Source organism: Virgibacillus aidingensis (assembly GCF_010994035.1).
Lineage (GTDB): Bacteria > Bacillota > Bacilli > Bacillales > Amphibacillaceae > Virgibacillus_N.
In genome coordinates this window covers 16187-35242 of sequence record NZ_WIXN01000014.1, presented here as the reverse complement: position 1 = coordinate 35242, position 19056 = coordinate 16187, and the positions used below count along the sequence as shown (strand labels likewise).

Genomic DNA, 19056 nt, shown 5'->3' with positions numbered 1-19056 from the left:
TTGTCATTTGTTTCTGACAGAGTAAAAAGTTTACCCCCTTATTTGTTTTCCGAATTTCAGAGAAAAAAGAAGGAAATGGAAGCAAATGGGGTAGACGTGATTGATCTGGGAATTGGCGCCCCTGATCTGCCTGCCCCTGAATTTGTGTATGAAAAGTTAGTGGAGGAAGCGAAAAGTCCTTTAAATCACAGGTACTCCATTTATAGCGGTATGCCGTCATTTAGGGAAGCGGTAGCTGCATTTTACAAAAAACAATATGATGTGGCATTGGACCCGGAAACAGAAGTGCTGGCGCTGATCGGTTCAAAAGAAGGAATTGCCAATCTGATTCAGGCAGTTGCCAACCCCGGCGATACAGTCATTATCCCGGATCCCGGCTATCCCGTATACCGTACGGCAGTTCATCTTGCAGGAGGGGTGAGCGTTCCTGTCCCGCTGGATGTGAATAATGGTTATATACCAATTTATGACAGCCTTTCTAAGGAAGAAGTGCAACAGGCGAAGCTGATGTTTCTAAACTATCCGAGCAATCCAACCGCAGCAACAGTGGAACTTGAAACTTTTACTGAAGCAGTTTCTTTTGCGGAAAAAAATAACATTTTGCTCGTAAATGATGCGGCCTATGATCTGGTCACTTTCGATGATTATGTATCGCCAAGCGTGCTGCAGGCCCCAAACGCCAAGAAACATGCGGTGGAATTTGGTTCCCTTTCCAAAAGTTTTAATATGACCGGCTGGAGGATTGGCTTTGCAGTCGGCAACAAAGAAGTAATTCAGGCGCTGGCGACATTAAAAAGCAATATTGATACCTCTCAGTTTATTCCCGTCCAAAAGGCGGCAGAAGCTGCGCTGAGAAGTGACCTTTCCGCAGTAAAAGAAAATAATCGTATTTATAAAAGACGGATGGAAAAACTGCATACTGCATTAAATGAAATTGGCATTAAAACAGAAAAGCCAAGGGGAACAATATTTGTATGGGCAGAAGTGCCGGATGGGTATACATCTGCAGGATTTGCGGATAAAGTTCTGGAAGAAGCGGGAGTGATTGTCACACCGGGGAATGCATTTGGCGACAATGGGGAAGGATTTATCCGAATAGCTTTATCAGTTACGGAAGAGAGGCTGGATGAAGTAATAGGAAGGCTGAAAAAGCTTTCTTAAATGAACCATTACACAGGGTTTGAAACTATTAATCTTGCATTTCTATATTTCAAAATATAGTATTTTTTGAAAACGTTGCCATTGGCAAATGAGATTGTAACTTTGGTGATTGTTTGCCAAGGCTGATGGTTTGCGGGAGTTTTCCCTTAAGCTGTTCAGTTCCTGCAAGAACAGTTGCCAGGATAAAACGTTCCGTCAGATATGTAATACAAAAATATATTATCCATATTTTCAAGGAGGTATTTTCATGGCAGTAACATTAGGTACAGACAAACTAAAAAATTTTATTAACGGGGAATGGGTGGATGTTGAAAATTCAACTGCCGTCATGAACCCGGCAACAGGGGAAGAAATTGTACAAGTGCCATTATCCGGTGCTGCAGATGTAAATGACGCCGTAGAAAAAGCTAAAAAAGCTCAGAAGGAATGGGCGTTGGTGCCTGCTCCGCAGCGTGCCGAGATTTTGCTTGAAGTCGGGAATATTATGAAGGAAAGAAAGGAAAGACTTTCCCGGCTGCTGACGATGGAAAACGGAAAAGTGCTGGAGGAAGCCCGCGGTGAAGTACAGGAAGGCATCGACATGGCCTTTTATATGTCCGGAGAAGGAAGACGTTTATTTGGTCATACGACACCTGCTGAGTTAAAAGACAAATTTGCGATGAGTCAGCGGGCTCCAGTAGGTGTAGTGGGGATCATTACACCATGGAATTTTCCGATTGCGATTGCCACATGGAAATCCTTCCCTGCGATTGTTGCAGGTAATGCAGTAATCTGGAAGCCGGCAACAGAGACTCCAATGATGGCATATGAGCTTGCAAAAATCTTTGAAGAAGCAGGTCTGCCAAAAGGAGTGCTGAACGTCGTGTTCGGTTCCGGTTCACAGGTAGGGGATGCGATGGTGCATCATGATGATATCCGGGTTATTTCCTTTACAGGATCTAATGATACCGGGCGTAATATTGCAGCAGAATGCGGCAGACAGCTGAAAAAAGTCTCCCTGGAAATGGGCGGTAAAAACGCTGTTATTGTCATGGATGATGCAGACCTTGACCTGGCAGTCGAAGGTATTATCTGGAGTGCTTTCGGTACAAGCGGGCAGCGCTGTACAGCATGCAGCAGGGTGATTGTTCATGAAGACGTAAAAGAACAGCTGGAAGGAAAAATCCTGGAAAAAATGAAAGACCTTGCCATTGGGGATGGTCTGGATGAATCCAACACGGTAGGTCCGATTATCAATGAAGCAGGCATGGAAAAAATTAAAAGCTATATCGAAATTGGAAAAAATGAAGGGGCAAAGCTGCTTGCCGGGGGAAATGCTTTAACGGACGGTGAGCATGGAAAAGGCAACTACTTTGCACCAACTCTTTTCACGGACGCTACTGCAAATATGCGAATTGCTCAGGAAGAAATTTTTGGCCCGGTTATTTCTCTTATTCCGGTAAAAAGCTTTGAAGAAGCAATTGAAGTAAATAACGGAGTAATTTATGGCCTGTCCAGCTCTATTTTTACAAAAGATGTGAACCGTGTATTCAAAGCCCAGCGTGACCTGGATACAGGAATTGTATACGTAAATGCTGGAACTACAGGTGCTGAAATTCACCTGCCATTCGGTGGAACAAAGGGAACAGGGAATGGACACAGAGATTCCGGTGTGCAGGCATTGGATGTATTTACTGAGTGGAAAGCGGTCTATGTAGACTATAGCGGCAAGCTGCAGCGTGCCCAGATTGATGTAGAATAATCAACGGCATCCAATATAGGAATAGGCCGGAATATGTTTTCCGGTCATTCCTCTATAAAACATTGATTGCGCTTTCAAAAGTATTGATATTATGGAATTTGCATATAATGTGCATTTCTTAACATAGAATTAAAAGGCTTATAATTTTTGACATAGGGGTTGAGGAAATGAAAATAGGTGTATTAGGTTCTGGATTAATGGGAAAAGAAGCAGCACGGGATTTAGTGAGCAGCGAAGGAGTTACAGCAGTCGGTCTGGCTGATATTGACCTGGATAGAGCACATCAGGTTGTAGATCAACTAAACTCTGACAAACTAACAGCGTATAAGGTAAATGCAAGTGACAGGGCGGACTTGGCAGACTATATGAGCCAATTTGACGTTATTATTAATGCGCTGTTTTATTCCTTTAATGAAATCGTGGCAAAAACAGCTATCCAGGTAGGAGTGCATTCTGTGGACCTCGGCGGGCATATCGGACATGTAACAGATAAAGTGCTGGAAATGAAAGAGGAAGCATCAGCTGCCAACGTAACGTTGATTCCCGATCTGGGTGTCGCACCTGGGATGATCAATATTTTATCAGGCTATGGTGCCGAAAAACTTGATAAGCTGGAAGAAATAAAATTATATGTAGGCGGCATTCCAGTACAGCCGGAACCGCCATTTGAATATAATCATGTATTTTCCATGGAAGGGGTATTTGACCATTATACCGACCCTTCGCTAATTATTAGAAATGGAGTTAAACAGGAAATTCCTTCTTTATCAGAAGTGGAAACGGTACATTTTGAAAAATTTGGTCCATTGGAAGCGTTTCATACATCCGGCGGAACTTCCACTCTGTCTCTGTCCTATCCGGAATTGAAAACACTGGAGTATAAAACGATACGCTATCGCGGTCATGCGGAAAAGTTTAAACTGCTGGTTGATTTGAATTTAACCCGGATGGATTATGAAGTGGATGTCAAGGGTCAAAAAATTAATCCGAGAGAAGTGCTGTTGAAAGTGCTTGATCCTATTGTAGAACTTGGAGACAAAGATGATGCAGTTTTACTGCGGGTTGCGGTTTCCGGCGAAAAAGACGGAGCACCTGCCACCTATGTCTATGAAATGACCACCTTCAAGGACAGGGAAACAAATGTCACTGCAATGGCACGTGCTACAGCAAATACCATTTCCGCAGTCGCTCAAATGCTTGGAAATGGCACTATTACAAAAAGAGGGGTCTACCCGCCTGAAAAGATTGTGGCAGGGGATATTTATATTAAGGAAATGGCAAAGCGCGGGGTAAATATAAAAGAGAAATTTAATGCTGTTCAAGCTGCAGTCAAAGCCCAGTAAGTTTGAGGCCGGGACAAAACCTGGAAGAAGTAATAATGAAACGAATGATCCAAAGAAAGTTTTGATTGGATTTCTCACTTGTGCCAATGAAGAAAGCAAAGTCTATTCCGGAACGACTTTAAGCACAAGTTAAGGATGTTCGTATTTCTATTTACTAAAGTTGTTTTGTCCTGCCCTCAGCTTTTTTTACTGCCGCTAACCATTAGGTATGCTTTTACAGCACAGGTATAGCGTACTTTTATTTGTATTCCCGGTATTTTTTTGATAGAAAAAGAGTATGGAATTAATGGTGCTCGCTGCAAAAGGGGATAAAACAATGAATCAAAGTGTACTAAAAGCATTAAAGCTATTGGATTTATTTACAGAGGAAACTTATGAATTATCATTGAAAGAAATTTCCCTCCGTTCCAATCTCCCGAAACCAACAGCTTACCGGCTCTTGTCAGCATTGGAAGAGGCCGGTTTTTTAAATAAAGCAAAAGAAAACGAACATGACAGCAGATACCGGCTCGGGTTAAAGCTTCTTGAATTGGGGCAGCTGGTTTCAGACAAATTGGAAGTACGAAAGATCGCTCTTCCTTATATGCAGCAGCTGGGAAAAGAAATCAATGAGGTGGTTCACCTGGTTGTGATTAATCAGGGAGAAGCGACGTATATCGAAAAGGTGGACAGCACCAGGGCACTGCGGCTATATACAAGGGTTGGAAAAAGTGCTCCGTTATACGCGGGTTCCGGCCCCAAGCTGCTGCTTGCCTATTTACCTGAAAAAAAGCAGGAGGAAGTTATCCAGCTAGCTAAATCAGCAGTCTATCCAAACGGGAAACCCATTCAAACGGACCAGCTGAAGGAAGATTTGCATAAAATTAAAGAGGAAGGCTTTTCCTGGAGCGCCGGAGAACAGGATGAAGACACAACAGGCATATCCTATCCGATATTTGATTTCCGTAATGAAGTAGTTGCCGCATTGGCAGTCAGCGGTTTGTCCAGTCATTTTACAGGGGAGCATCTGGAACTGATCAAGCAGAAAACAAACCAGACAGCGGGAGAAATTTCTGATAAACTTGGGTTTAAAAGGTTGGAAAGGATATGAGTATGTTGAATAATACTGTTTTTATTGCAGGCCATGCAAGGCTGCCTTCCGGAATGGCTGCAAAAAGCATCTATGAAACGCTTACCATTACTGCTGAAATTGATAAAAAATATAGTGTGATCGTTACAGCAAACTGCACACTGGCAACGGATCACGGAAGAGACTTCATTCAGCACCTGCTAAAGGGCTATAGTCTGCAGGACGGGATAGAGGAACCGGTAAATGAAGTAAAGGACAGGTATTTGGGGAAAGCAGGGAATGCTTTGGCTTCTGCATTGAAGGATTTGTATAAGCAGTATGAAGCCTACAAAGGAAAAGAAGTACAGTAGATTATTAAACGGAATCTGTTTTAAAAGCAGCATATATAAAATAGATTATAGGGATACTAATCATAAGTGGTTTAGTATCTCTTTTTATTTTATGACAGTCTTTAGTTCTCACTGACATGAAAGTACTCCCCTGGGCGGGCTATGATTACCATCACTGCTTCTTATAATAACCTTACAGCGGATTAGAGAAACTTATAATTATACAATGAATAAATGTACCCTGTCAATGAAAAAATTGCTTTATTTATGAATGTATGTTAATATATAATTACAGTAATTTTGAGAGAACATTCGTTGATTATGTGCGCAATTTCTTTTGGATGTTGGGTGCGTTTTTTTATTGGACACTATTTTATTCATGCCAGTTGGTCCTAAGAGGCGACTGCTTGGAAAATGGGTAAAATATTCACCTATTAATAATATACAGGGAGCGTGGGTTAATGAATTTACTGCACAAAGAAATAACTCATAAAGTGTTTGGTGAAGGGGATATCGTGAAACAGGATGAATCTTTTATCACGGTTGAATTTAATGATGATGTTAAAACATTCGTTTACCCTGATGCTTTTGGACGGTTTATAAAACTAAAGGACCAGGATACTGCAAGGTCTCTGAAAAAAGTAATTGCTGCAAAAGAAGTGGAAAAGGCAGAACTTGAAAAGAAACGCAGGGAAGAAAAAGAACGGCAGGAGCTTGAACAGCAGCGCAGGGAGAAACTGAAGAACCATAAAATCCATGAAAGCTCACAAATTGTTTTCTGGCTGGATGAAGAAGAACTGCAAAATGTGTTTATCGACTGGCAAGTATCTCCCGGCAGAATTCAAAGCGGAAAAAATAAAGGGGAGCCTAACAGACCCGCCCGGCTGTCTCCAAACAGCGCAGTTCTTCTGACTGTAAGAAAGCCGGACAAACCGGAAACAGACAGGCAGATTATTGGTCTCTACATGGTAGACGAAACATTTACCGGCGAGCTTAGCGATGATGGAATGGTTCCGGCTCATGCAAAATTTAGAATTAAACTCACTGATCAAGAAGCTGAGAAAATGCTTTTTTGGAATTATTATGTCAATAATAATTATCCCCACCGAAAGACGTGGAATTCTGGTAAGTATCGCTATTTTGACAATATCTGGACTGCTCAGATTCTAAAAGATATCATTGCCTTAAAAAAGAATGATGAAGAAGTTAAAGCAGCTGAAGACTTTCTGGAATACTTCTGTAAAATGAATGTCCTGGACATGGACAACATTCCGGAGGCGAACGGTGCTTTAAAGCAATCATAAGATGACATATAGGGACGGTTTATATGCTTTGTCAAAGCGTATGAACCGTCCCTTGTAGTATTTATCACTCCCGGAACTGTCCCTTACAAAGAAATGATAACATTAATCATCCAATGCCAATGGAAACATATTTTTCTTCCAGGAATTCTGCCATGCCGTGATGTCCGCCTTCTTTGCCGATGCCGGACTGCTTAATTCCGCCAAATGGTGCTTCAGGTGTGGCTGGAAATACGTCATTAATCCCGACAATTCCGTAATCCAGCTTTTCGGATGCTCTGATTGCCTGGTTCGTGTTTTCCGTGAATATGTAGGCGGCCAAGCCGTAATCTGTATCATTAGCCTTTTGAATTACTTCATTTTCATCATGAAACGTCTGAATGGGAATAATCGGTCCAAATGTTTCCTCGTTCATGATTTTCATATCATCATCTATATTTGAAAGAATGGTAGGATTATAGAAATGTCCATTAAGATTGCCTTCCCAGTATCCGCCGCCGGAGACTACTTTTGCACCTTTTTCAACGGCATCCTCCATATGGCTGTGCACTTTTTCAGATGCTGCTTTATTGATTAAAGGTCCCAGTTCCGTATCATCTTCCATACCTGAGCCAACTTTCATTTTGCCGACCTTTTCTTTCAGCGTTTCTGTAAATTTGTCTGCGATGGATTCATGCACAAACAGGCGGTTGGTACAAATGCAGGTTTGTCCGCTGTTCCTGAATTTGCTCGCCAGCACAAGTTTGGCTGCTTTATCAATATCTGCATCTTTAAATACAATGCTCGGTGCATGTCCGCCAAGTTCCAGAGAGAGTTTTTTTACATGTTCTGAGCTTTCGCGCATTAAGTATTTTCCAACTGCAGTAGAACCGGTAAAGGTGATTAAACGAACCTCTTTGTTGGTTAACATGGCATTACCTATTTGCTGTGCATCTCCTGTCACCATATTAACCACCCCTTTAGGCATTCCTGCTTTTTCAAAAACCTTTATAATTTCCACAGCAGAGAGTGGTGTTTCTTCTGATGGCTTCAGGACGACGGTACATCCGGCAGCAAGCGCGGGACCAAGCTTCCTGGTAATCATGGATGATGGGAAATTCCACGGTGTAATGGCCCCTACTACACCGACCGGTTTCGGAATTACAAGCATACGCTTGGATTGTGCCGATGATGGGAGCCATTCCCCGTAGGCACGTGCAGCTTCTTCAGCATACCATAACAGAAATGCAGCCGCCCCTTTTACCTCTCCGATGGCTTCTTTTAATGGTTTACCTTGCTCTGAAGTCAAAATTCTGCCTAAGCGCTCGGCATCTTCTGTCATCAGCTCGGAAGCCTTATACAAAATATGCGACCGCTTTCTTCCCGGCATCTCGCTCCAGGGGGGGAATGCCTTTGCTGCGGCCTTGATTGCTTCCTCAGCCTCTTTTTTTCCTCCGTTAGCCACTTTCGTGATCGGCTCCAGCGTGGCAGGGTTATAGACGGTGTCTGTCTGCTGTTCATTCACTGCTCTCCATTCCCCGTCAATGTAAATACTTTTGGTTAACTTTTCAAACATGTCAGAAACCTCCCTTTCTTCTTATCATATCGCATAATTCACCCGAATATCAACACAGGAGGGTCAGCCCTCCGCCGGATTGATGCAGCTTACTTTAGCCTGGCGGAAGTCTGACCCTCCCAGTGTAAAACGTAAATATATAGATGAATAGTAAGATTTATTTTGCGTATTCTGTTTCATTCCATGCAGGCAGCATTTTATTTAATTCCTTATCTTCGCGATAGCCAAGTACATATTCTGCCTGCATCACTGTATGGATTTCACGGGTGCCTTCGTAAATAACCGGTGCTTTTGAGTTGCGCAGGAATCGCTCAACCGGATATTCATCGGAGAACCCGTATGCCCCGTGGATCTGTACGGCATCATCTGCTGCTTTATTTGCAAAATCACATGCCTGCCATTTGGCAAGAGAGGTTTCTCTCGTATTGCGTTTACCTTGGTTTTTCAGTTCCCCCGCCCGATAAACAAGCAGACGGCTCATTTGCAGTCCGGCTTCCATATCAGCAATCATTTTTTGCACCAGCTGATGCTTGCCGATTTCTTTTCCAAATGTTTTTCGCTCATGGCAGTATTTCACGCTTTCTTCCAAACAGGCCATGATTTGTCCTACAGCACCGGAAGCAACCGTAAATCTTCCATTATCCAAGGCCGACATGGCAATCTTAAATCCTTCACCTTCTTCACCCAGCATGTTTTCCTTTGGCACTTTTACATTATCGAAGAACAGCTCACCGGTATTTCCGGCTCTGATTCCCAGTTTTCCTTTAATGGCTTTGGATGAAAAACCTTCCCAGTCGCGTTCGACAATGAATGCCGATATTCCTTTATGTCTTTCGGAGCGATCCTTCGTATAGGCAAATACAAGGAAATTATCCGCAGTATCACAAAGGGAGATCCAGGTTTTCTGTCCGTTGAGGATGTAGTAATCCCCTTCTTTAACTGCCGTCGTTTCCATCGAAGCCACGTCAGATCCTGCTCCCGGTTCTGTCAGTCCAAAAGCGGCAATTCTTTCGCCCTTTGCCTGTGGTACCAGGTATTTCTGCTTCTGTTCTTCATTTCCCCATTGCAGGATAGTCATACTGTTAAGCCCAGTATGCACGGATACGGCTGTACGGAAAGCAGTATCCCCGCGTTCCAGCTCCTCACAAACGATGGCAAGCGAATTATAATCCATGCCGCTGCCCCCGTATTCCTCAGGGATACATACACCCATCAGACCAAGTTCCGCAAGCTTTTGTATGATCGCGGGATCAAATTTACCCTCCCTGTCCCACTGGGCAATATGCGGCAAAATCTCCTTGTCCGTAAAGTTTCTTACCGTGGTGCGCAGCATTTTTTGTTCCACTGTAAATTCAAAATTCATGTAGATCCTCTCCTTATTTATTGTTTATCTTTAAATGTGCAAGAATTTCCTCATTATGTTCGCCCGCATCAGGCGGATGCTGTCTGAATGTGACAGGCGTTCTGGATAGTTTTAATGGACTCCCGATCATTTTGATGTCTCCGGCAGTAGGATGGTCATAATCTACAAACATATCCCTCGCCTGCAGTTGAAGATCACCGGCAACCTCAGCAATGTTTTGAATCGGTCCGCATGGAATATTATGCTGCCTGCATTGTTCCTGCCAATATGACGTTGTTTTTTCCAATAGCTTCTTCTGCAAAAGCGGAACGATGGTCTCTCTGTTTTTCACCCTGTCCGGGTTTGTTTTAAATCTCGGGTCTGTGGCATATTCCGGCTTTCCTATTAACTTGCACAGCATACTGAATTGATTATCATTTCCCACTGCGATAACCATTTCACCGTCCCTGGTTTTAAAAGTTTGATAGGGTACAATGTTTGCATGATGATTGCCGAGTGCTTTCGGAATTTCACCGGACATCAAATAATTGCTTCCAACATTTACAAGCGCACTTACGGCAGAATCATATAGTGAAATATCAAGCTTTTGACCTTTTCCTGATTGAGTTCTTTCCAAGAGGGCTCCCTGAATTCCAATACAGGCATACAATCCGGTTAAAATATCCGTGATTGCCACACCCACTTTTTGGGGGCCGGAATTTTCATCTCCAGTGATACTCATAAACCCGCTCATTGCCTGGATAATAAAATCGTATCCGGGTATATCTTTATTTGGCCCGGTTTCGCCGAATCCTGTGATGGAGCAGGAAACAATTCCCGGATTAATTTCTGCCAGGGTGTCGTAATCCAGTCCAAAGCGTTCCATCGTGCCGGTTTTAAAATTATTAATGATGACGTCACTTACCTTTACGAGCTCTTTGATCAAAGCCACTCCTTCTTCAGACTTTAAGTCGGCGGTGATGCTTTTTTTATTCCGGTTTGCACTTAAGTAGTAGGCACTCACATCTTTTTTAAAAGGAGGTCCCCATCTTCTGGTCTCATCACTTCCGCCCGGCGCTTCAACTTTAATTACTTCGGCACCAAGATCCCCTAATATCATGGTACAATAAGGACCGGCGAGGACGCGGGATAAATCCAGAATTCGAATATGCTCTAATGCACCTGACAATGTTTTCACCTCTTCCTCTATAAAATAAAAAAAGCCAGTTCAAATCAATTACAGTCATAAAAGCTGTAACGATGACTTGAACTGGCTTGTATCCGCCGCTAGGGCCCCGGAATGGGACTGCAGGCAGATTAGGCAGTCTTTGTTGTCGTTCGAAATGTTTTCTCATGAGGTCGTATTGACCTGCTGCTGTTTCCTGGTATCATGTGTTTTTGAATGGGAATTATTCTAAGACATGATTAACTATACCCTATTATATAATTATCTGAAAGGTTTGTAAACAAGTTAATCATATTTATTGAACGAATTATTCACATAATTGTTTTTCCCTGCCGGCTTCCGGGTAATCAGGTTCTTTTATTTAGTAGCCTTTTGCAGTTTGGTAATCATTTTCAAGGAACGTCCTGTACCAATCGCTACTGATTCCAGCGGATTTGGCGCAATATGAACCGGCACGATAATTTCATTGGAAAGCCATTCCTTCATACCATTTAACAGGGCTCCGCCGCCTGTCAGCACGATGCCATGGTCTACAATGTCCCCGCTTAACTCAGGCGGGCAGTTTTCCAGTGTGGCGCGGATTGTTTCCAAAATCTGTCCCAGGGATTCTTTTAAAGCTTCATGTATTTCCGCAGACGTAATGGTCACGGTTTTTGGCAAACCGGTTACCATATCCCTCCCGCGTATTTCCAGTGTTTGTTCTGTATGATCCGGATGGGCGTAGCCGATTTCCATCTTAATATTTTCCGCAGTCCGTTCTCCAATTAAAATGTTATAATTCTTTCTGATGTGATGGATAATTTCCTCGTCCATTTTATCCCCGCCGATTCGCAGGGAATTGGATGAAACAACACCGCCAAAGGAAATAATCCCTACCTCAGAAGTACCTCCGCCGATATCTACAACAACATTGGCGATCGGCTCATCCACAGGGAGATCGGAACCAATGGCAGCAGCGACAGGCTCTTCAATTAAATGAACCTGTTTTGCCCCATAGCTGGTGACAGCGTTATGGATGGCGCGGCGTTCTACAGTTGTACTGCCAGAGGGAGTACATACTACTACGACCGGTTTCCTCATGGACAGGCCGATTTTTTTGCTTAATTTTTTCAGGAATTCTTTCAGCATTTTCGCCGTGATATCATAATCAGCAATCACGCCGTCCTTCAGCGGGCGTATCGGAATAATATTTTGCGGTGTTTTTCCCACCATTTCTTTTGCTTCCGCTCCGACTGCTACCACTTCTTTCGTATTTACATCAATCGCTACAACCGATGGTTCATTTAATACAATACCTTTTGATTTTGAATAGACAAGTATATTGGCGGTTCCAAGGTCAATTCCAATTTCAGCAGTGGATAACATAATTAAATCCTCCATTGTTTCCTTTATTTTGCATGATTTTACATTGCTGTCTGTATAAGTACATCAATGACTCAAAGTAAAGCCGGTTTCTCACATGTTTCTGCAATTAATAATTATTTAAGCGGCATATCTTGCAATACCGTTTTTTAAAATAGTGCTACATTATAAATTAAAGGATGTATAAGGGGGAAATCAAGTAACATTTTGGTTACAAAAAAATGGGTTTTGTAATATAAGAAGCAGATTTCAAGGATGTCAATAGAATAATAGATGTAAAAATTTCCTGTGTAACTGTCCTTTTCCAATTTACCCGATTTTTGGTGATGGTAAACTGCAGAGAAGACAAGGTTTCTAAAATTTTTTTCCTCCAAGTTTTGATTGCGGAAAATTATACCATGAATGTGACAAAAAATGCATGCTATGATGATAATGCAAAACAAAAAAAGGAGTGAGCAAAAGCATGATGAAAAAACTAAGTATCATCACAGCTTTATTTACTATTTTATTCAGTGGTATATTTATCTCTACTGCAGCAGCTTCTGCATCCGACCAGGAACAGCAGAATTCATCATATAAAATCTACTATTCTATAAATAAGGTGCAAAAGCATTTGTCCGGAAATGAATTCTGGCAGAAGTTTTGGAACAAGCATCAGCAGCATTCAGAACAGAATGTTGAACAGCAGCCAGAGCAAAACAATGCTCCGGAAGAAGAAGTAACAGAAAAACAAGAAGAGCAGAATAATGCTCCGGAAGAAGGCGCAACAGAAAAACAAGAGGAGCAGAACAATGCTTCGGAAGAACAGACAGTAACAGAGCAAGATAAACAAAATACAGATAACAATGCTGAGGAACTAAGTCAATTTGAGCAGGAAGTTGTTGAATTGACGAATGCAGAAAGAAGCAAGCATGGCCTGCAGCCATTGCAAGCTGATCCGGAATTGAGCAAGGTTGCCCGTGAAAAATCACGTGATATGGCAGCGAACAATTATTTTGATCATAATAGCCCGACTTACGGCTCACCATTTGATATGATGCAGCAATTTGGCGTCAATTACCGGACAGCTGGTGAAAATATTGCAAAAGGCCAGCGCAGCCCGCAAGAGGTAGTTAACGCATGGATGAACAGTGAAGGCCACCGTGCCAATATCCTGAACGCTGATTTCACTCATATTGGTGTAGGCTATGTAGAACAGGGAAATCACTGGACACAGATGTTTATTGGTAAATAATTAACTAATCTATACGAAGGCGTAATGCCAAAGACCGTATGAGAGAAACGGCCATCAATCTTTTTACAGGATTGGTGGCCGTTTTTTAATGGGGATTTTGGATTCTCTTATAGTCTGTATACCGTCTGTCATGGAGGTAATTCTTTTCTTGTATAGGGGAAAGATAAAAAATAGCCTAACCCATAGGGGGAGTACTATACTTTATAATTCAAGTCTATCCGATATAATAATGGGTAAGGAATTAAAAAGGATAATACAATGACTATTTGCGGGGTGATCATATTGGTCCAGGGTGTAGCTAATTGGAATACTGAAACGACGGAGGAATGGCTGCAGAATTATGTTGATGACTGGGTTTCTTTTTACCGGAAACATACGGAAGATGGAAACGTTGCTTCCTATATTCCGATATTAGGTGAGGCGAATAAAAACCATTTGGGTATTTCCATTCTTGGCAGTGATGGGCTTTCCATTCGTTCCGGGGATACAGATATATCTTTTACCATTCAAAGCATTTCCAAGGTGTTCAGCTATATTGTTGCCTGTATGACCAGGGGGGTGTCCTATGTGCTTGATCGAGTGGATGTGGAGCCTACCGGTGAAGCTTTTAATTCGATTATGCATCTGGAAATGAGAAACCGGCTGGAAAAACCTTTTAATCCTTTAATTAATGCCGGTGCCATAACAGTAAGTTCCATGCTTGAAGGGGATACATCAGATGAAAAATTAAATCCTTTATTTGAACTGTTTGAACGTATACTTGGTTATCGGCCGGAAATTAACGTAGAGGTATATGAATCAGAGAGGGATTCTTCCATGAGGAACCGGGCTATTGGCTATTATCTACTGGAAACAGGATTTCTTGAATCAGATTTAAATATTACGTTGGAGACCTATTTCAAACAGTGTTCAATAGAAATTACCATTGACGATCTGGCCAAGATAGGGACAGTGCTGGCAAACGACGGGGAAGATCCGGCGACAGGGGAAGAGGTTATACCCCGCCAGGTAGCGAGGCTGTCCAAGGCATTAATGTTGACTTGCGGCATGTATGATGCATCAGGGAAGTTTGCGGCCTACGTTGGGGTCCCCGCAAAAAGCGGTGTATCCGGGGGGATTATTGCGGTCAGTCCGCCGAGGGTGCGGGAGGAAAGCCTCCCATTTAAAAATGGCTGCGGCATTGGTGTTTATGGTCCTGCCCTCGATGAACAGGGAAACAGTATTGCAGGCATCAGACTGCTGCGTCATATTGCCAACCAATGGGATTTAAGCATATTCTAAATAGATACATTGAAAGGTGGCCAAAAATGTGCGGAAGATATACGCTGCTTGCAGATGAATTGGATATTATCAAGGCGTTTGACTTGAATCAGGATCGGATTGAAAACTATGAGCCAAGTTATAATGTGGCTCCCGGCCAGGATGTACTGGCGGTTATTCATGACGGCAAAGAAAAAAGGGCTGGATACCTGAGATGGGGACTGGTGCCGTCATGGGCAAAGGACGAAAAGATTGGCTACAAAATGATCAATGCCCGCAGTGAAACTGCGCATGAGAAACCGAGCTTTAAAAAACTAATGGAGAAAAAACGCTGCCTCATTATTGCAGACAGCTTTTATGAATGGAAAAAGACGGAGAACGGAAAACAGCCTAAAAGAATTCAGGTTGAAAACAGAGGGCTTTTTGCATTTGCAGGACTGTGGGATAAATGGGTAGAGGATGGAAAAGTTTTGTTTACCTGCACTATTTTAACGAAAGAAGCCAATGATTTTATGCAGGACATTCACCACAGAATGCCGATTATCTTGCCTAAATCAAAGGAAGAGGAATGGATTGCCGCTAATTTTGACAAACCGGCAGATGCCCGGAAGTTTATACAGGGAATTCAGGAGGAAGCCTTTACGGCATATGATGTTGATACTTATGTAAATGCAGCAAAAAATAATGATGCTGCTTGTATTAAACCGATAGCTTAATGGTTTCTTATCTATTATAAAACCTGGCTTATTGTTAAAGGGCTTCTGACAATGTGTACTTTACTTTCCGGAAGATTTTGCTTTGGAGCGATTGCATTATGCGCAACAAGGGGGGCTAACGAATCAAAAAAGGATTGAGCCGGTATAACGGCTCAATCCTCTTATAACGGCAGATTAAGCTCTGCCTGCTTTTTCAACTCTTTCCTGTTCTTTTTCCTCTTCCCGCACTTTCATAAATTTCCTTGTTTCATAGACAACTACACCGGAAAGACCCAGGAGTCCAATTAAGTTCGGAATAGCCATCAATGCGTTGAAAATGTCGGCTATGCCCCATACAAGGTCCAGCTGGGCGATCGCGCCAAAAAATACAACGATAACAAAAAATACTCGATAATAAGGAACTAGATTATCACTGTTGAATAAGTAACTAAAACATTTTTCACCATAGTATGACCAGCTGATCAATGTTGAGAAAGCAAAGAATGCGATAGCTAGCGTAACAATGATATTACCTAAATCACCAAGGAAAAATGTGAAGGAAGCGTTCGTCAGGGAACCGCCTTCGATTCCTGTGCCTGCCAAATCAGCCATAACGATGGTAATCCCGGTAATACTACATACGATTATGGTATCAATAAAGACCTGTGTCATGGACACAAGAGCCTGACGGCCGGGGTAGTCCGTTTTTGCGGCTGCAGCTGCTATTGGTGCAGACCCGAGGCCAGCTTCGTTGGAGAACACCCCGCGTGCAACCCCGTAGCGGATAACTGTACCCAGTACACCCCCGCCGGCAGCCTGTGCAGTAAATGCATCAGTAAAAATTAAATTGATTGCAGCCGGTACAATATCGATGTTCATGAAAAGAATAAATAATCCACCCAAAATGTAAAATAAGGCCATAAAAGGAACGAAAAAAGCAGTAACTCTTCCGATGCTTTTAATTCCGCCAATAATAACCAAGCCAGTCAAAATAGTCAGTATAATCCCTGTAGACCATGCCGGAATACTAAAGGTATCATTCAATGCATCCGAAACAGCTTTTGATTGGACGGTATTTCCAATTCCAAAAGCAGCCACCGCGCCAAATAATGCAAATAGAATAGCAAGCCATTTTTGTTTTAACCCTTTTTCCAGATAATACATTGGCCCGCCGGACATTTCACCTCTGCTGTTTTCCACGCGGTATTTAACGGCAAGTATAGCTTCCGCATATTTGGTTGCCATCCCGACCAGTGCTGTAACCCACATCCAGAAGACAGCGCCCGGTCCCCCCAAGATAACAGCTGTTGCTACCCCAACAATGTTCCCTGTACCTATCGTAGCAGCCATTTGCGTCGATAAAGCCTGGAAATGGGAGATATCCCCTTTTGACTTTTTATCCTGTTTAGAAGGACTGAATGCTAATTTTAATGCATAAGGCAGTGCTCTTACTTGCAGGAATCCGAGCCGGATCGTTAAATAAATCCCTGTACCAACCAGAAGAATTAGTGTGAACGGTCCCCACACAAACCCTCCTATGGCATCAATAATATCTTGCATACTTCTTCCCCCTTTGTATTAATTATTTGTAACTAGTATTAAATATTCCAAAAATTCAAGGCTTTGTCAACCCTTATTTGAATTTTATTAGTATTATTAAGAAAGGGTATATTCATGCTTCACAGTTTTTTACCTAACTATTCGCGCTTACAGGTAAACCTTTGCGATTTTTGCAGAATCATGCGTATAATAATGGTAAAATGGATTGCGGGTGAATAAAATGATAAGTGTTTTGTTTGTTTGTCTTGGAAATATTTGCCGCTCGCCGATGGCGGAAGCAGTCTTCCGGGATAAGCTTGAACAGAAGGGGCTTACCGGAAAAATATCCGTTGACTCGGCAGGTACAGGTGACTACCATGTTGGAAAAGAGCCGCATAAAGGTACTAGAGAGCTGCTGGACAGAAATCATATTTCTTATGAGGGCATGCTGGCTAGACAGGTAAGTTATGGAGATTGGTCGAAGTTTGACTATATTATTGCAATGGATGACCAGAATATAACGGATTTAAGCAGGATAAATAAAGAAACAGAAGATGTTTATATTGCGAAATTAATGGATTTTGTTGATGATCCCGGTGATGAAAATGTACCCGATCCATACTATACAGGCAATTTTGATTATACGTATGAACTTGTGTCTGAAGGGTGCAGCAAATTGCTGGATTTTATATTGAAAAAGCACACTATTTCATAAAGGAGAGAGTAACAATGGGTAAAAGGAAATTGATAGTGAGTGTAGTGACCGGAGCTGCACTTGGGGGTTTAGTGGCTTTATTTGATAAAGAAACAAGAACATATACAAAAAGTAAATTAGGTACTGTAAAAAGAAGTTCCAGCTATTTACTGAAAAACCCATCAGAGGCCGTTCATAATGTTCGCGTTGCATTTGATACATTTAATAAAAACTTTGCCAACGGAGCGGAAAATGCCATCAACGCACTGGAGCAGGTGGAAAACTCTTTGGACAAAATAACTAATAAAAATGAGGCTGACCGAATAGAATAGACAAACCGCGTAGGGAATATACTCCTTGTGTTTTTGCTGCATATTAGTTTTTTAAAATATGCAGCGTATTTGTTCCTGGGGAGTGGATTGATTGAAAAGAATAGTAAACATCGGATTGCAGCTATATGAGAGAATAGAAAAAGTGGATGTTTTTGGGTTAGCGGCACAATTGGCGTATTTTTTTCTGCTGTCTCTTTTTCCGTTTTTATTGGTGCTGGTGACACTTGTTGGTTTTTTGCCATTTGATGATATAGCGGTGGTAGAATTTATTAACAGGTACGCCCCTGATCAGATCAGCGATTTAATCGAGTCAAATGTCCAACAGCTTATGCATCAGCAAAGCGGCGGTTTGTTATCAATTGGAATTATCGTTACCTTATGGTCGGCATCCAATGGGGTAAATGCCCTTATGCGGGGTTTTAACAGAGCATATGAGGTGGAGGAGAATCGTTCGTTTATTGTGTCCAGATTAATTGCTGTTGTGCTTACTATCGGAATGATTATCGTTATTATTACTGCTTTGCTTCTGCCTGTGTTTGGCAGGATGATTGGTGTCTACCTTTTTTCTTTCTTTGGTTTATCGGAAGGATTTATTACAGTTTGGGAATCTGTCAGGTATATAACTTCATCGGTTGTATTTTTTGTCGTTTTCCTGGCTTTATATGTCCTCGCTCCGAATAAACGGATTTATTTTAAAAATGCGATATGGGGAGCTGTTTTTGCAACGGTCTTTTGGCAGCTTACCTCACTGGCCTTCTCATTTTATGTTAATACCCTGGGGAACTACTCAGCTACATACGGGAGTCTTGGTACAGTAATTGTACTCATGCTATGGTTTTATATTTCTGCTATTATCATTATGCTGGGCGGGTTGATTAACGCGTTCATAAGGGAAAAATCTGCCTGATATCAT

General features: G+C 42.2%; 17 protein-coding genes. 12 read left to right on the top strand and 5 right to left on the bottom strand.

The window, feature by feature from the left end:
- The 6 genes from GHD25_RS12725 (at position 1) to GHD25_RS12700 (ending at position 6947) form a co-directional block, all read left to right on the top strand.
- The gene (locus GHD25_RS12725) at positions 1-1161 is read left to right on the top strand and encodes an LL-diaminopimelate aminotransferase (RefSeq protein WP_164217415.1); all 1161 of its coding nucleotides are present in this window, start codon (positions 1-3) and stop codon (positions 1159-1161) included.
- 247 nt (positions 1162-1408) lie between these two features.
- Positions 1409-2902, top strand: coding sequence for an aldehyde dehydrogenase family protein (locus GHD25_RS12720; protein ID WP_164217413.1), 1494 nt, complete (start codon positions 1409-1411; stop codon positions 2900-2902).
- A 167-nt stretch (positions 2903-3069) separates the two neighbouring features.
- Positions 3070-4245, top strand: a complete 1176-nt coding sequence (locus tag GHD25_RS12715; protein WP_164217411.1) for a saccharopine dehydrogenase family protein — start codon at positions 3070-3072, stop codon at positions 4243-4245.
- Positions 4246-4561: 316 nt separating this feature from the next.
- A complete protein-coding gene (locus tag GHD25_RS12710; RefSeq protein ID WP_164217409.1) occupies positions 4562-5335 on the top strand; it encodes an IclR family transcriptional regulator in 774 nt (257 codons plus the stop codon).
- Positions 5332-5664 (top strand): DUF3870 domain-containing protein, encoded by a 333-nt coding sequence (locus GHD25_RS12705; protein WP_240452356.1) that lies wholly within the window; start codon positions 5332-5334, stop codon positions 5662-5664. Before GHD25_RS12710 ends, GHD25_RS12705 begins: the two co-directional genes overlap by 4 nt.
- Before the next feature lie 440 nt (positions 5665-6104).
- Entirely contained in the window at positions 6105-6947 is an 843-nt protein-coding gene (locus GHD25_RS12700; protein WP_164217407.1) for a malate synthase, read from the top strand.
- Between the two features lie 106 nt (positions 6948-7053).
- Here the strand turns inward: GHD25_RS12700 and GHD25_RS12695 are convergent, their stop codons facing one another.
- The 4 genes from GHD25_RS12695 to mreBH all read right to left on the bottom strand — a co-directional run bounded on the left by GHD25_RS12695 (position 7054) and on the right by mreBH (position 12392).
- Positions 7054-8499 carry an NAD-dependent succinate-semialdehyde dehydrogenase gene (locus GHD25_RS12695; RefSeq protein WP_164217405.1) on the bottom strand — a complete coding sequence of 482 codons (1446 nt, stop codon included), beginning with the start codon at positions 8497-8499 and terminating at the stop codon, positions 7054-7056.
- Positions 8500-8656: 157 nt separating this feature from the next.
- On the bottom strand, positions 8657-9862 hold the full coding sequence (locus GHD25_RS12690; protein ID WP_164217403.1) for an acyl-CoA dehydrogenase family protein: 1206 nt from the start codon (positions 9860-9862) through the stop codon (positions 8657-8659).
- A gap of 13 nt (positions 9863-9875) precedes the next feature.
- Complete coding sequence (locus GHD25_RS12685; RefSeq protein WP_164217402.1) at positions 9876-11030, bottom strand: CaiB/BaiF CoA transferase family protein; 1155 nt, start codon at positions 11028-11030, stop codon at positions 9876-9878.
- A 354-nt stretch (positions 11031-11384) separates the two neighbouring features.
- Positions 11385-12392 carry a rod-share determining protein MreBH gene (gene mreBH, locus GHD25_RS12680; RefSeq protein ID WP_164217522.1) on the bottom strand — a complete coding sequence of 336 codons (1008 nt, stop codon included), beginning with the start codon at positions 12390-12392 and terminating at the stop codon, positions 11385-11387.
- Positions 12393-12852: 460 nt separating this feature from the next.
- Between mreBH and GHD25_RS12675 the strand changes: the two genes are divergently transcribed.
- The 3 genes from GHD25_RS12675 to GHD25_RS12665 all read left to right on the top strand — a co-directional run bounded on the left by GHD25_RS12675 (position 12853) and on the right by GHD25_RS12665 (position 15599).
- Entirely contained in the window at positions 12853-13623 is a 771-nt protein-coding gene (locus tag GHD25_RS12675) for a CAP domain-containing protein (RefSeq protein ID WP_164217400.1), read from the top strand.
- A 282-nt stretch (positions 13624-13905) separates the two neighbouring features.
- Positions 13906-14904, top strand: coding sequence for a glutaminase (locus tag GHD25_RS12670; RefSeq protein ID WP_164217520.1), 999 nt, complete (start codon positions 13906-13908; stop codon positions 14902-14904).
- Between the two features lie 26 nt (positions 14905-14930).
- Entirely contained in the window at positions 14931-15599 is a 669-nt protein-coding gene (locus GHD25_RS12665; protein WP_164217398.1) for an SOS response-associated peptidase, read from the top strand.
- Positions 15600-15773: 174 nt separating this feature from the next.
- Here GHD25_RS12665 and GHD25_RS12660 read toward each other — a convergent pair whose 3' ends face one another.
- On the bottom strand, positions 15774-17138 hold the full coding sequence (locus tag GHD25_RS12660; protein ID WP_164217396.1) for an alanine/glycine:cation symporter family protein: 1365 nt from the start codon (positions 17136-17138) through the stop codon (positions 15774-15776).
- 220 nt (positions 17139-17358) lie between these two features.
- On the opposite strand from GHD25_RS12660, the gene GHD25_RS12655 reads away from it, so the two are divergent.
- From GHD25_RS12655 to GHD25_RS12645, 3 genes are all read left to right on the top strand, one after another.
- A complete protein-coding gene (locus GHD25_RS12655) occupies positions 17359-17832 on the top strand; it encodes a low molecular weight protein-tyrosine-phosphatase (protein WP_164217518.1) in 474 nt (157 codons plus the stop codon).
- A 14-nt stretch (positions 17833-17846) separates the two neighbouring features.
- Positions 17847-18143: a YtxH domain-containing protein gene (locus GHD25_RS12650; protein ID WP_164217394.1), complete on the top strand. Its 297-nt coding sequence runs from the start codon at positions 17847-17849 to the stop codon at positions 18141-18143.
- Between the two features lie 91 nt (positions 18144-18234).
- A complete protein-coding gene (locus tag GHD25_RS12645; RefSeq protein ID WP_164217392.1) occupies positions 18235-19050 on the top strand; it encodes a YihY/virulence factor BrkB family protein in 816 nt (271 codons plus the stop codon).
- The last annotated feature ends 6 nt before the right edge of the window (positions 19051-19056 follow it).